Below are 13,883 nucleotides of genomic sequence, written 5' to 3'. Positions count from 1 at the left end.
GGCCGAAATATCAGAACTGTGTTATTTCGGTCATGAGATTGAACAGATTGTTCGCCTGAATTGCTCATTCCGTCAGGACGCTTGATGGCCGCTGAAATAGCCAAATATGTCCCCGACACGCTCGACCGGGCGCTGATCACGCATCTGCGGGGCGATGGCCGCGCGTCGCTCTCCAAGCTGGCGGCGGTGTTGGGGGTCGCCCGCGGCACTGTCCAGAACCGGCTGGAGCGGCTGATCGCGACCGGAACGCTGCTCGGCTTCACCGCCCGCGTCCGCGACGACTACGATACCAATGCGGTGCATGCGGTGATGATGATCGAGGTCGTCGGCAAGTCGACGACGCAGGTCATCCGCAAGCTGCGTGGCCTGCCGGAGGTCCACACACTGCACACCACCAACGGCAATTGGGACCTGGTCGCCAATATCCGCACCGGCAGCCTCGCCGAATTCGACCGCGTCCTGCGCGAGGTACGGATGATCGACGGCATCGCGAACAGCGAAACCAGCCTGCTGCTGAGCAGCGTCTAGGTGCTGCAGCCCGCACGATGACGGCGGGCCGCCCCGCGTCGGCGCCAGATGACGCCGCGCGCCGGATCGGCCAATGTGGCGCCCCGTTTCGCTGTTCCGGTCTCGATGCTCGCCGCCCTCGCCTCCGCCCTCGCTCTGCTCGGCCGCTACGGCACGCAGGGTTTTGCGCTCTCGATCTTCCTCGGTCTCGCCTTGCCGCAGTTCTCGGCGGCGGCGCGCCCGCTCCTGCCGATCACGATCTTCTGCTTCACCACCGTCGTGTTCATGCGCGCCGACCTGCGCGTCATCGCCGGGCTGGTGCGCCGGCCGGGCAAGCTGATCGCGACCTGCCTCTGGCTGCTGTTCGTCCCGGCGCTGCTGATCGCCGCGGCCCTCGCTCTGCTTGGACGCGAGGCGCTCGATCCCGGCCTGCTGCTCGGCATCGCGATCATGGGCGCGGCGCCGCCGATCATGTCCTCGCCCGCCGTCGCGATCCTCTACGGCTTCGAGCCCTCGCTGATCATCGCCGGCGTGATCGTCACCACCATCGTGAGCCCGGTCATTGCGCCGCTGCTGGTCGACTGGCTAGCGGGGGCCGCCGTCCCGCTCGACCGGCTGGCGCTGGCCTTGCGGCTCGTGATGTTCATCGGCGGCGGCATGGTCGTCGCCTTCGCGATAAGGCGCTGGCTCGGGGCCGAGCGCATCCGGGCGCTCAAGCCCAATCTCGATGGCTTCGGCGTGCTGATGTATTTCATCTTCGCCATCGCGGCGATGGACGGCGTCACCAAGGCGGCGATGGAGCGCCCTAGCCAGGTTGCGCTGTTCCTGGCCGTCGCTTTCCTGGTTTCCACGGTCGGCCTCGCCAGCGCCTGGCTGGTGCTGCGCCGTTTTCCCGTCTCCGAGCGCTTCATGATCGGCTACGGCACCGGCCAGCGGAACATGGGCCTCTTGGTCGCCGCGCTCGGCGCCGGCGTGCCACCGACCACCTATCTCTATTTCGCGCTGGCCCAGTTCCCGATCTACCTCCTGCCCTGGCTGCTGCGCGGTGTCGCGGCGCGGATCAGGCGCATGGAAGCCTCTGCTGACGCGAGCTGACTGAAAGCTTTGCCAGAATTCCAGCAAGCAAAGCCGGAGTTCCCATCATGATCACGCTCTATTCGGGGCCGCTCAGCCTGTTCTCGCGCAAGGTCGAGATCGCACTGCGCGAAAAAAATCTCGCCTTCGAGCGCATCATGGTGCCGTTCAACCAGACGACCGGCTACGACCCCAAGCATCCCGAAGTCGTCGCCATCAACCCCAAGCGGCAGGTCCCGGTGCTGAACGATGACGGGATCGTGCTCTACGACTCCACCGTGATCCTAGAATATCTCGAAGACGCCTATCCTGAGCCACCGCTCTTTCCGCTTTGCCCCGGCGCCCGCGCCCGCTGCCGGCTCGACGAGCTCTATGCCGACGAGATCATGCTGCAAGCGCTGAAGCCGCTGATGCATCGCACCAGCCCGCCGAGCACCGACCAGACCAGGCGCTTCGCGCTGGAGGCCGACGCGCTGATCGCCGAGCGCGCGCTGGAGAAGCACTACGCCGAGCTTGAAGATCGGCTCGCCGGCCGCGAGTTCTTCGGCGACGCCGTCTCGGTCGCCGATATCGCCCTGTTCATGAGCGTGCTGTTCTCGCTTCGCCTTGGCGGCCCCTCGCTCACCCCGTTCGACGGCCTGTCGCGCTGGTTCGAGCGGCTGAAGCTGCGGCCCGCCTTCGCCCAGGCCGCCGTCGAGATCGCCGAGGCGGACCGGCGCCTGTCGTTTCCGTTGAAACGGGCGTAGCGCGGCCAGCCTCTCCTCTTTACGCCCAGAGCGCGGTCGTCCCGGGCGTAGCGAAGCGCAGACCCGGGACCCATTCCGGAACCTTCTACCGGAAAGGCTCCGGAATGGATCCCGGATCGGCGCCGCTAACGCGGCTTGTCCGGGATGACACAAGCATGGTTTCGCGATCAGGCGAAACAGGCTAAACGCCGGCTATGAGCACGATCCGCATCGCCCCTTCCATCCTCTCCGCCGACTTCGCCAAGCTCGGCGAGGAGGTTCGAGCCGTCGACGAGGCCGGCGCCGACTGGATCCACTGCGACGTGATGGACGGGCATTTCGTGCCCAACATCACCTTCGGCCCCGATGTGCTGAAGGCGATCCGCCCGCACACCAGGAAGTTCTTCGACGTCCACCTGATGATCGCGCCGGTCGATCCCTACATCGAGGCCTTCGCCAAGGCCGGCGCCGACCTGATCTCCTTCCATGTCGAGGCCGGCCCGCATCCGCACCGGACGCTGCAGGCGATCAAGGCGCAGGGCAAGCAGGCCGGCATCGTGCTCAACCCCGGCACGCCGGCGAGCGCGGCCGAGCCGCTGATCGGCGATGTCGACCTGATCCTGCTGATGACGGTCAATCCCGGCTTCGGCGGCCAGAGTTTCATCCATTCGGTGGTCGAGAAGATCGCACAGGTCCGCGCCCTGATCGGCGAGCGCCCGATCGCGCTCGAGATCGACGGCGGCGTCACGCCGGAGACGGCGCCGCTCTGCGTCAAGGCCGGCGCCGATACGCTCGTCGCCGGCTCGGCCGTGTTCAAGGGCGGGCCGTCGGCCTATGCCGGCAACATCGCCGCCATCCGCAAGGCGGCCGAGACCGCCCGCGGCGACTGGGTCTGAGGACTTAGAGATCGATCGCGGCGAAGCCGCCATAGATCAGCCGCGTCCCGTCAAAAGGCATCGGATTGGCCTCGGGCTGCATGCGCGGATCGGCCATGATCTTCTGCCAGCCGGCATCGCGTGCCTCCTTGCTCGGCCACTCGACCCAGGAGAAGACCACGACCTCGTCGTCCTTGGCAGCGACGGCGCGGTGGAAATCGGTCTGCTTGCCGTGCGGGACGTCGTCGCCCCAGTTCTCGGCGATCCGCGTCGCGCCATACTCCTTGAACAGCGACGCTGCCTTGCGGGCGTGCTCGGTATAAGCCTCGCGATTGGCAGCAGGCACGGCCGCAACGAAACCATCGACATAGGACATCGGTCTTTTCCTCCTTGGGTCTGTCGGCGCTCCAAATCCGAAGAGCGCCCCGCCCAGCCGGTGCGGACGCTAGGCAGGGCATGGGTCCGAAGCTGTCAGCAGTGGCCCTCCGGCATTCCGTCAGCGGCCCGTCCGTGCTAGCGAGCCGGCGAGCCTTTCATCGTCACCTCGCGAGCCCGCTATGATCCCTCGTTATTCCCGCCCCGAGATGGTCGCGATCTGGGAGCCGCAGACGCGCTTCCGCATCTGGTTCGAGATCGAGGCGCACGCCACCGACAAGCTCGCCGAGCTGGGCGTCGTGCCGAAGGAGGCCGCCGCGACGATCTGGGCCAAGGCCAAGGACGCCACCTTCGACGTCGCCCGCATCGACGAGATCGAGCGCGTCACCAAGCATGACGTCATCGCCTTCCTGACCCATCTCGCCGAGATCGTCGGCCCCGAGGCGCGCTTCGTCCACCAGGGCATGACCTCCTCGGACGTGCTCGACACCACCCTCTCGGTGCAGTTGGCGCGCGCCACCGATATCCTGATCGCCGATGTCGACGCCCTGCTCGCCGCCATCAAGCGCCGCGCCTTCGAGCACAAGCTGACCCCGACCATCGGCCGCTCGCACGGCATCCATGCCGAGCCGGTGACCTTCGGCCTCAAGCTCGCCCAGGCCTATGCCGAGTTCGACCGCTGCCGCGCCCGGCTCGTCGCGGCGCGCGCCGAGATCGCGACCTGCGCCATTTCCGGCGCGGTCGGCACCTTCGCCAATATCGACCCGCAGGTGGAGGAATACGTCGCGGAGAAGATGGGCCTGACGCCGGAGCCGGTCTCGACCCAGGTCATCCCGCGCGATCGCCACGCCATGTTCTTCGCTACGCTCGGCGTCGTCGCCTCGTCAGTCGAGCGCCTCGCCACCGAGATCCGCCATCTCCAGCGCACCGAGGTCTACGAGGCCGAGGAGTATTTCTCGCCGGGCCAGAAGGGCTCCTCGGCTATGCCGCACAAGCGCAACCCCGTCCTGACCGAGAACCTGACCGGTCTCGCCCGCCTCGTGCGCGGCATGGTCACTCCGGCGCTGGAGAACGTCGCCCTCTGGCATGAGCGCGACATCTCGCACTCCTCGGTCGAACGCATGATCGGCCCCGACGCCACGGTGACCCTCGATTTCGCGCTGGCCCGCCTCACCGGCGTCGTCGACAAGCTGCTGATCTATCCGCAGAACATGAGGAAGAACCTCGACAAGCTCGGCGGCCTGCACAATTCGCAGCGCGTCCTGCTCGCCTTGACCCAGGCCGGCGCCAGCCGGGAGGACAGCTATTCCATGGTCCAGCGCAATGCGATGCGCACCTGGGAGCATGGCGAGGATTTCCTCACCAACCTCAAGGCCGACAAGGACGTCACGGCGAAGCTCTCGGTCGCGCAGCTGGAGGCGATGTTCGACGAGGGCTACCACTTCAAGCATGTCGACACGATCTTCCGCCGGGTGTTCGGGGGAGCGTGATGAGGATCGCCGTTCTCGCGGACATTCACGGTAATTTCGACGCGCTGGAAGCAGTCGTCGAGGATCTGGAGCGGACTAAGCCTGACATTGTCGTCAATCTTGGCGACTGCCTCTCCGGGCCGCTCAAGGCGCGCGAGACGGCGGATTTGTTGCTGACCAAGGGCTGGCTGACCGTCTGCGGCAATCATGATCGCTATCTCGTCGAGCAAAGCATCGACGAGCTACCTCGCTCGGATCGAGCCGCGGCCGAGCAACTGCAGGCCCACCATTTCGATTGGCTGCGCACACTGCCATTCTCAGCCCAGGCTGCCGATGGCGTCACGCTCTTTCACGCGACCCCTACCAACGACAATCGCTACCTCGCCGAACGGCCCCACCAAGGGGGGCATATCCGGCGCTCCGAGGGTGAAATCGCCGAGGAACTGGCCGGCGTCGCCGCCTCGTTGATCCTCTGCGGCCACTCCCATCTTCCGCGCCTCGTTACGCTTCCGGATGGCCGCAACATCTTCAATCCCGGCAGCGTGGGCCTGCCGGCCTATGATGACGACCTGCCGGAATGGCACGTGATGGAGGCGCAGAGTCCTCACGCGCGCTACGGCATTGCCGAGCAGTGCCGCAGCGGCTGGCGCTTTTCGTTTCACGCCCTACCTTACGATTGGGCGGCTGCCGCCGACCTGGCCCTTGCGAACGGGCGGACGGATTGGGCGCACGCCCTCGCCACCGGCTTCGCCCTGATACCCGATCGTCCCGACCAATGAAAACTTCCGACACCGATATCCTCATCGTCCCCGGCTGGTCGGGCTCCGGGCCCGACCATTGGCAGAGCCGCTGGGAGGCGAAGCTGCCGACCGCCCGCCGCGTCGAGCAGGAGGACTGGTACAAGCCGACCCGCGACGGCTGGGCGAATCGCATTGTCGCCGCCGTGCGCGCTGCGACGAAGCCGGTCGTCATCGTCGCCCACTCGGCCGGCTGCAGCGCCGTCGCGCACGCAGCCGAGCACCTGAAGCCGCATGAGGTCACCGGCGCCTTCCTGGTCGCGCCGGCCTCCGAGCGGGCCAAGCGCGCCATCCCCGGCATGGCCGACGATTTCGCCGCGATCCCGCTGAAGCCCCTGCCCTTCCGCTCGGTGCTGATCGCCAGCGCGACCGACCCCTATTGTACGCCGGAGGAGGCCAAGGCTTTGGCCGAGGCCTGGGGTTCGGAGTTCGTCGATGCCGGCGACAGCGGCCATCTCAACACCGAATCCGGACACGGCCCCTGGCCGGACGGGCTGCTGCGCTTCGCCGGCTTCATGAAGAACCTGACCGCGGTGTGAGAAGCGAAGGGCCGTGCTTGCCACCAATGGCGAGCACGCCAAAGCAATGGTGTTCCAAGGCGGCATCGGCATGGCGGCTGGCGATTGCCTTGGCCGCCACCAACGCTAGATTGCCCCGTCAGCCGGCTGCACCGGTAAAGAGCACGAGGCGTCGCCATGCATGAATTTGCTGTTCTGGTTTCTATCCTCGGCGTCTTCCTGCTCGGCGCAATCAGCCCCGGCCCGAGCTTCGTCGTGGTCTCGCGCATCGCCATCTCCGGCTCCCGCGCCGATGGCGTGATGGCGGCGATCGGCATGGGGCTCGGCGGTTTCATCTTCGCGACGATCGCCGTCGCCGGCCTGACGGCGCTGCTGCTTCAGGTCGAATGGCTCAACCTGGCGCTCAGGTTGGCCGGCGGCGCCTATCTCGTCTGGCTCGGCATCAATATCTGGCGGGCAGCGCCCGAACCGCTGGAGATTGCCGACACCGCCGGCGAGAGATCGGGCACGCTCTGGAAGTCGTTGCTGAAGGCGCTCTTCGTCCAGCTTTCCAATCCAAAAACGGCAATCTTCTACGCCTCGATGTTCGCGGCCCTGCTGCCGTCGCCGACCCCGTCCTGGATGTATTTCGCCCTGCCGCCGATGCTCTTCCTGATCGAATTCGCCTGGTACACGGTGGTGGCCGTCGGCTTCTCGGCCCGCACCCCGAAGGCGGCCTATCTGCGCTTGAAGATCTGGATCGATCGTGCCGCCGGAGCGGTGGTCGGAGCCCTGGGCCTCAAGCTCATGACGGACAGCGTGCGCTCGTCCGTTTGACTTTGGGAGGCGGCGATCGCTGGCCTCCGACACGCCTGCCGGCTCCTTGTCAGCCGCTCGATGAGGCCGTGAAGACCGCCAACTGAGCCTCGAAAGCGCGCTGATAGGCCGGCCGCGCTTCGGCGCGGGCGACATAGACAGCGAGGTTCGGCTTCTCCTCAAGCATGCCCGAGCCCTGCAACCGGCGCAGCACCGTCACCATCAGGAGGTCGCCGGCGCTGAATGCGCCGTCGAGCCAGTCGGCATCGCCGAGATGGCTGGAGAGGCCTTTGAGCCGCTTGCGGATGATGTCGTCGAGGCCCTTGAGACGCTCCTCGTACCAGGGCTTGTCGCGATCGAGGATCCTGACCAGGCTGCGATCGAAGATCGGCGGCTCCAGCGTGTTGAGCGCCGCGAACATCCACATGATCGCCCGGGCCCGGGCCTTCGCCTCACCCGGTAGCAGCCCGGCATGGCGCTCCGCGATATGGAGCACGATAGCGCCAGACTCGAACAGGGTGAGATCGCCATCCTCATAGGTCGGGATCTGCCCGAAGGGCTGAATCGCGAGATGCGCGGGCTCCTTCATCGTCTTGAACGACAGCAGGCGAACCTCATAGGGCTGGCCGGCCTCTTCGAGCGCCCAGCGCACGCGCATGTCCCGCGCCAGGCCATTGCCACGGTCGGGTGAGCGTTCAAAGGCGGTGATGGTGGTGGTCATCGGCGGCTCCCAGGGACTGCTTGGCAGGCCTTCGCATCCAAAGGACGAAAAGCCATCGCGACTCCCGACAATACGCGCGTTCTTTTTCCGCCTAGCGGCCGCGTGATCCGATGCCGGGCTGCTTCAAAGAAAAACCCGCCCCGGATCGCTCCAGAGCGGGCTCGTCTCATGCCTTGCGGCGATCAGAGGCGATCAGTTCTCGACGTAACCGATCTTGCCGTCAGCACCCTTCTTCCAGGTGTAGACGGTGTAGTCGGGACGGGTGATGTCGCCCTTCTTGTCGAAGCCGATCTTGCCGATGACCGTGTCGACCGGCTGGCCGCCATGCAGCGCCGCAGCGATCTTCTTCGGGTCGACCGAGTTCGCGCGCTTGGCGCCTTCGGCCATGATCTGGACAGCCGCGTAGCTGTACAGCGTATAGGCTTCCGGCTTGAACTTGCGAGCCTCGAACTTCTTCAGGACCGCAGCCGCCTCAGGACGCTTCTGCGGATCCGGCGGGAAGGTCATCAGCGTACCTTCAACGCCCGGGCCGCCGATCGTGGCGAACTCGTCGGTGGTGATGCCATCGCCCGAGATCATCACGGTCTTCAGGCCCTGATCGCGCATCTGGCGCACGATCAGGCCGCCCTCGGTGTGCAGGCCACCCCAGTAGAGGTAGTCGGCACCCGTCGACTTCAGCTTCGAGATCAGCGCCGAGAAGTCCTTCTCGCCGGCGTTGACGCCTTCATAGAGCACATCCTTGATGCCGGCCTTGGTCAGACCCTTGCGCGTCTCGTCGGCAAGGCCCTGGCCGTAGGTCGTCTTGTCGTGGACGACGGCGATCTTCTTGCCCTTGAGGTTCTTGGCGATGTATTCCGCCGCCACCGAACCTTGCTGATCGTCACGGCCGCAGGTGCGGAACACGTTCCACAGGCCGCGCTCGGTGATTTTCGGGTTGGTCGCCGACGGGCTGATCATCAGGATGCCGTTCTCGGCATAGACTTCCGACGCCGGCATGGTGACGCCGGAGTTGAAGTGGCCGAGCACCATCTTGACGCCGTCGCCGACGAACTTGTTGGCAACCGAGACGCCCTGCTTCGGATCCGAGACGTCGTCACCGACCACGACCTGGATCTTCTGGCCGAGGATGCCGCCGGCGGCGTTGATGTCATCGGCAGCCTGTTCCGCCCCGTTCTTCAGCTGCGCGCCGAACGCCGCATTCGGCCCCGTGATCGGGCCGCCGACGCCGAGCTTGATCTGTGCGTTCGCTACGCCGGAAAAGGCGAGGACCGCGCCAAGGGCAATACCGCCCAAGAGCAGCTTCTTCATGCGTTGTGACTCCCCTGTGAGTATATTACGGGTCGGCTTGGCCGTCCCGTCTCGGCGCGTGGTGCCACCGGAATGCGCAGTCTTGCGCTTTTTCGAGGTGCTGTCACGCGGCAAGCCCGGTGAACTTTCGTGGTGTTTCGGCGGTCTCAGGAGCTCTCGCGAGCCCTCCAGCTGAAGGGTCCGGTGCGCTCATAAAGCCAGCGATATTGGGTGGTCATCTGCCGCGCCCGGTTGTAGCGCCAGCCGGCGACGGCGAAGGCCAGCAGTACCAGCGTGTCGACGATGTAGTAATGCACCGTCAGCAGCGTCGCCTCGAACAGGGCGAAGTGGATGAAGCGGATCACCAGCCCGAGGATCAGCGTGTAGAAGACGAGCTGGACCGGCGGGCGCCAGGTGATCGCCACGGCGCGGCCGGCCATCCAGGCGGCCCAGCCGCCCATCACCACCGTCACCAGCAGGAAGAGCCAGATGGTCGGCTCCTCATAGAGAATGCCCTGCATCATCGTGCTCCGTTCAAGCTCGCGGCGCTCAATGCCGTCCGCCTTCGAGATAGGCCGCCCGCACCTGCGGATTGGCGAGCAGCTCCTTGCCGGTGCCGCTCATGGTAATGACGCCGTTGACCATGACATAGCCGCGATGGGCGAGCTTGAGCGCATGGAAGGCGTTCTGCTCGACCAGGAACACGGTCAGCCCCTGGCTGCGGTTGAGTTCCTTGATCGCCTCGAAGATCTGCTTGACGATCAGAGGAGCGAGGCCGAGCGAAGGCTCGTCGAGCATCAGGAGCTTCGGCCGCGCCATCAGCGCACGCGCGATCGCCACCATCTGCTGCTCGCCGCCCGAGAGCGTGCCGCCGCGCTGCTGCAGGCGCTCCTTCACGCGCGGGAACAGCTTGCAGATCTTCTCGAGGTCCTCGTCGAAATGCTGCATGCCGGCGACGGCGGCGCCCATCTGCAGGTTCTCGAACACGGTCATGCGCGGGAAGATGCGCCGGCCTTCCGGCGACTGCGCGATGCCCAGGCGCGCAATCTCATGGCTCGGCATCCTGGTGATGTCGCGCCCTTCATAGGTGATGCTGCCTTCGCGCGCCTGCGGGGCGCCGAAGATCGTCATCATCAGCGTCGACTTGCCGGCGCCGTTGGCGCCGATCATGGTCACGATCTCGCCCTGGCGGACGTCGACGTCGACACCCTTCAGCGCGATGATCTTGCCGTAATAGGTCTTGACGCCGCGGATGGAGAGAAGCGCTCCTGCTTCGCTCATAGGCCGACCTCCGCTTCCACCTGCTCGACCTCTTCGTCGTCGACGCCGAGATAGGCTGCGATCACCTTCGGATCGGCCTGGACTTCGGCCGGCGTGCCGTCGGCGATCTTGGTGCCGTAGTCGAGCACCACGACATGATCAGAGATTTCCATCACCACCGACATGTCGTGTTCGATCAGGAGCAGCGCCGTGCCGTGATCCCTGCGGATCGAGAGCAGCAGCGTGTTGAGGTCGAGACTCTCGCGCGGGTTGAGGCCCGCGGCCGGCTCGTCCAGGCAGAGCAGAACCGGATCGGTGCACATCGCCCGCGCGATCTCCAGGCGCCGCTGGTCGCCATAGGGCAGATCGGCGGCCGGATCGTCGGCGCGATGGATCAGGTTGATCTTCTCCAGCCAGAACTTGGCCTTCTCAATCGCTTCCTTCTCGCGCGCCTTGTAGCCGCCGATGCCGAGCACGCCGAGGAAGGTGAAGCCCGAGGCGATCATCAGCGGGTTGTGCTGCGCGACCAGAAGGTTTTCCAGCACCGTCATGCCGCCGAACAGGCGGATGTTCTGGAAGGTGCGGGCGACCTTGGCCTTCCAGGCGATGCGGAAGTCGGGCATGCGCTCGAGCAGGTAGCTGTCACCGCTGTCCTGGGTCAGCGTCATCATGCCTTCGGTCGGCTTGTAGAAGCCGGTGATGCAGTTGAACACCGTGGTCTTGCCGGCGCCGTTGGGGCCGATCAGGGCGGTGATGTCGCCCTTGCGGGCCTCGAAGGAGAGGTCGTTGACGGCGGTCAGGCCGCCGAAGCGCATGGTGACATGCTCGACCTGGAGAAGCGGCTTGGTCGTCATCAGCCGTGCCCCTCCTGGACCATATCGGCCGAGATCACCTTCTTCTCCTTGAGGAAGGCGGTCGGCTCGCGGGTTGAGATCAGCCCACGCGGCTTCCAGATCATGATCACCACCATGGCGAAGCCGAAGATCAGCATGCGGTACTTGGTCGGGTCGAAATCGGGACCGAAAATCTGCTTCAGCCAGTCGAGTTCGCGCAGCAGCTCGGTACCGCCGATCATCGCGATCGCGGCGATGGCGCAGCCCCAGAGCGAGCCCATGCCGCCGAGCACCACGATGGCGAGGATCACCGCCGATTCCATGAAGACGAAGGATTCAGGCGAGATGAAGCCCTGCCGTGCCGCGAAGAACGAGCCGGCGAAGCCACCGAACATCGCGCCGAGCGAGAAAGCCGTCAGCTTGGTGTTCGTGGTGTTGATGCCGAGCGAGCGGCAGGCGATCTCATCCTCGCGCAGCGCCTCCCAGGCGCGCCCGACCGGCAGGCGCCGCAGGCGCAGGCTGACATAGGCCGTCAGGAGCGCCATGCACAGGATGACGTAGTAGAGGAAGATCGTTCGGTAGAGCGGCGAGAATTCGAGCCCGAACACGGCCGCAAAGCCGTCATCGCCTGCCGTGAACGGTATCCCGAAGAAGCTCGGCCGCGGGATGCCGGAAATGCCGGCATAGCCGTTCGAGAAGTCCGTCCAGTTGATCAGAACGAGGCGGATGATCTCGCCGAAGGCAAGCGTCACGATGGCGAGATAGTCGCCGCGCAGCCGCAGGACCGGAAAGCCGAGGATCATGCCCCAGAAGGCGGCCAGGATGCCGGCGAGCGGCAGCAGGATCCAGAAGGACAGACCGAAATTCTTGGCCAGCAGCGCGTAGGAATAGGCGCCGACCGCGTAGAAGGCGACATAGCCGAGGTCGAGCAGCCCGGCGAGGCCGACGACGATGTTCAGCCCCCAGCCGAGCATCACGTAGATCAGGATCTGGACGCCGAAATTGTCGATCCATTTCAGCGCCCCGCCCCAGCCCGCGATGTTGATCGCGATGATCGGGAAGGTCAGCAGGAAGCCGAGGCCGAACAGCGAGAAGATCCGCGAATGGCGCTGGAAGAAGCCGATCGTGCCATGCGGCAGCAGCCGCACCGTCGCCTTGCCTTCGCCGCTCTTCTGCTGGCGCAGCGCCATCAGGAAGCGGCCGACGAAGATGATCGCCACGGCCCAGGCCACCGCGTCCCAGCGCGGATCGAGCACGAGCTGGTTGTCGAGATTCTGGCGCGTGCCCCAGGCGATGATCGGGATGCACAGGCCGAAGGTGACCAGCGCCGCGAACGCCGCCTCCTTCAGTGCCTTCATCATGTCAGCCTGGCGCTTGGCCGGTGTCGCTGCGTCCATGGCCATAAGCTCAGACCTTCTCGACTTCCGGCCGGCCGAGGATGCCGGAGGGCATGAACACGAGGACGACCGCGAGGATGCAGAAGGCGGCGACGTCCTTGTAGTCGATGGTGAAATAGGCTGACCACATCACCTCGATCAGGCCGATCAGCAGCCCGCCGAGTACCGCGCCGGGCAATGAGCCGATGCCGCCCAGCACGGCCGCAGTGAAGGCCTTGACGCCGGGCGTGAAGCCGTCGGCGAAGTTCACGACGCCGTAGAGCACGAGATACATGACGCCGGCGACCGCCGCGAGCGCCGCTCCCATCACGAAGGTGATCGAGATCGTGCGATCGACGTCCACGCCGAGCAGCGAGGCCATCTTGCGGTCCTGCTCGCAGGCGCGCTGGGCCCGGCCGAGCGGCGTCTTCTGCACCAGGTACCAGAAGGCCGCGAGCAGCACGACCGTGGTCACGATGATGACGATCTGCTTGTAGGAGATCGAGACCGGATAGGTCGAGCTGTCGATCAGCAGGATCGACTTGTTCAGCATCGGCGGGATCGGCTTGTTGCGCGGCCCCTGCACGACCTGGACGAAGTTCATCAGGAAGATCGACATGCCGATCGCCGAGATCAGCGGCGCGAGGCGGAACGAACCGCGCAGCGGCCTGTAGGCGACGCGCTCGATCGTCCAGTTCCACAGCGAGGTGAAGAACATCGCAAGGATCAGGACGAAGATCAGCGCCAGCACGATCAGGCCGGCCCCGAACCAGGCCGAGATCAGCATGAAGAAGATCAACGCGATGAACGCCGACAGCATGAAGACGTCGCCATGAGCGAAGTTCACCATGCCGATGATGCCGAAGACCATCGTGTAACCGATGGCGATGAGGCCGTAGATTGACCCCAGGGTCAGCCCGTTGATGAGCTGCTGGACGAATACTTCCATTGAACGACGCCTAACCCCTCGAATCAATTACCCGTTCTTCTTTTGCGCGGTATGACACCGACGCATGCGGGATACGATTACGGCGCAGAGCTACCAACCGTCTGCGCGCTCGACAATCACCCCGCGCCACATTTCTGTCAAAAGCAATCTGCGTCACTTTGCATATGCAATAGGCAGCCGATGCTGCGGCCCTGCGCGCATTCGGCGCAAGATGATTGCTCGGCATGCAGTACACGATCCCGCGATAGCGGACCTTGCTGTCGCCGATGTCGCACTACCCCAGCGCGAGATACCGGAATGGTGGCTCCAATCGCGCTCCGGG

General features: G+C 65.4%; 15 protein-coding genes and 1 pseudogene. 8 read left to right on the top strand and 8 right to left on the bottom strand.

From position 1 onward, the window contains the following. Positions 1-84: 84 nt before the first annotated feature. The 4 genes from VGV58_RS26765 to rpe all read left to right on the top strand — a co-directional run bounded on the left by VGV58_RS26765 (position 85) and on the right by rpe (position 3,202). On the top strand, positions 85-528 hold the full coding sequence (locus VGV58_RS26765; protein ID WP_326877107.1) for an Lrp/AsnC family transcriptional regulator: 444 nt from the start codon (positions 85-87) through the stop codon (positions 526-528). A 75-nt stretch (positions 529-603) separates the two neighbouring features. Further along, a complete protein-coding gene (locus VGV58_RS26760) occupies positions 604-1,602 on the top strand; it encodes a hypothetical protein (RefSeq protein ID WP_326877106.1) in 999 nt (332 codons plus the stop codon). Between the two features lie 47 nt (positions 1,603-1,649). Beyond that, the gene (locus tag VGV58_RS26755) at positions 1,650-2,327 is read left to right on the top strand and encodes a glutathione S-transferase family protein (RefSeq protein WP_326877105.1); all 678 of its coding nucleotides are present in this window, start codon (positions 1,650-1,652) and stop codon (positions 2,325-2,327) included. Positions 2,328-2,521: 194 nt separating this feature from the next. Continuing rightward, entirely contained in the window at positions 2,522-3,202 is a 681-nt protein-coding gene (gene rpe, locus VGV58_RS26750) for a ribulose-phosphate 3-epimerase (RefSeq protein ID WP_326877104.1), read from the top strand. 4 nt (positions 3,203-3,206) lie between these two features. Here rpe and VGV58_RS26745 read toward each other — a convergent pair whose 3' ends face one another. Continuing rightward, positions 3,207-3,557: a DUF1428 domain-containing protein gene (locus tag VGV58_RS26745; RefSeq protein WP_326877103.1), complete on the bottom strand. Its 351-nt coding sequence runs from the start codon at positions 3,555-3,557 to the stop codon at positions 3,207-3,209. A gap of 181 nt (positions 3,558-3,738) precedes the next feature. Here VGV58_RS26745 and purB point away from each other — a divergent pair, with 181 nt between their 5' ends. From purB to VGV58_RS26725, 4 genes are all read left to right on the top strand, one after another. Next, the gene (gene purB / locus VGV58_RS26740) at positions 3,739-5,046 is read left to right on the top strand and encodes an adenylosuccinate lyase (protein ID WP_326877102.1); all 1,308 of its coding nucleotides are present in this window, start codon (positions 3,739-3,741) and stop codon (positions 5,044-5,046) included. Beyond that, entirely contained in the window at positions 5,046-5,804 is a 759-nt protein-coding gene (locus VGV58_RS26735) for a metallophosphoesterase family protein (protein WP_326877101.1), read from the top strand. Before purB ends, VGV58_RS26735 begins: the two co-directional genes overlap by 1 nt. Continuing rightward, positions 5,801-6,361, top strand: a complete 561-nt coding sequence (locus VGV58_RS26730) for an RBBP9/YdeN family alpha/beta hydrolase (RefSeq protein WP_326877100.1) — start codon at positions 5,801-5,803, stop codon at positions 6,359-6,361. The genes VGV58_RS26735 and VGV58_RS26730 overlap by 4 nt, the downstream gene beginning before the upstream one ends. 156 nt (positions 6,362-6,517) lie before the next feature. After that, a complete protein-coding gene (locus tag VGV58_RS26725; RefSeq protein WP_326877099.1) occupies positions 6,518-7,156 on the top strand; it encodes a LysE family translocator in 639 nt (212 codons plus the stop codon). Between the two features lie 49 nt (positions 7,157-7,205). On the opposite strand, the gene VGV58_RS26720 is transcribed toward VGV58_RS26725, so the two are convergent. The 7 genes and pseudogenes from VGV58_RS26720 to VGV58_RS26690 all read right to left on the bottom strand — a co-directional run bounded on the left by VGV58_RS26720 (position 7,206) and on the right by VGV58_RS26690 (position 13,561). Next, positions 7,206-7,856, bottom strand: a complete 651-nt coding sequence (locus VGV58_RS26720; protein ID WP_326877098.1) for a glutathione S-transferase family protein — start codon at positions 7,854-7,856, stop codon at positions 7,206-7,208. Positions 7,857-8,048: 192 nt separating this feature from the next. Beyond that, positions 8,049-9,164 (bottom strand): branched-chain amino acid ABC transporter substrate-binding protein, encoded by a 1,116-nt coding sequence (locus VGV58_RS26715; protein WP_326877097.1) that lies wholly within the window; start codon positions 9,162-9,164, stop codon positions 8,049-8,051. A 146-nt stretch (positions 9,165-9,310) separates the two neighbouring features. After that, positions 9,311-9,664, bottom strand: a complete 354-nt coding sequence (locus tag VGV58_RS26710) for a DUF6867 family protein (RefSeq protein WP_326877154.1) — start codon at positions 9,662-9,664, stop codon at positions 9,311-9,313. 28 nt (positions 9,665-9,692) lie between these two features. Continuing rightward, positions 9,693-10,424, bottom strand: coding sequence for an ABC transporter ATP-binding protein (locus VGV58_RS26705; RefSeq protein WP_326877095.1), 732 nt, complete (start codon positions 10,422-10,424; stop codon positions 9,693-9,695). A gap of 26 nt (positions 10,425-10,450) precedes the next feature. Then, positions 10,451-11,257 (bottom strand): annotated as a pseudogene (locus VGV58_RS26700) (ABC transporter ATP-binding protein); the annotation flags it as partial. After that, positions 11,257-12,639 carry a high-affinity branched-chain amino acid ABC transporter permease LivM gene (livM, locus tag VGV58_RS26695; RefSeq protein ID WP_326877094.1) on the bottom strand — a complete coding sequence of 461 codons (1,383 nt, stop codon included), beginning with the start codon at positions 12,637-12,639 and terminating at the stop codon, positions 11,257-11,259. The pseudogene VGV58_RS26700 and the gene livM, both read right to left, overlap by 1 nt. 4 nt (positions 12,640-12,643) lie before the next feature. Further along, complete coding sequence (locus VGV58_RS26690) at positions 12,644-13,561, bottom strand: branched-chain amino acid ABC transporter permease (protein WP_326877093.1); 918 nt, start codon at positions 13,559-13,561, stop codon at positions 12,644-12,646. Positions 13,562-13,883: the final 322 nt, after the last annotated feature.

The sequence above is a fragment of the Allobosea sp. genome (assembly GCF_035944895.1).
GTDB lineage: Bacteria > Pseudomonadota > Alphaproteobacteria > Rhizobiales > Beijerinckiaceae > Allobosea.
This window is presented reverse-complemented; position numbering and strand designations above follow the sequence as displayed.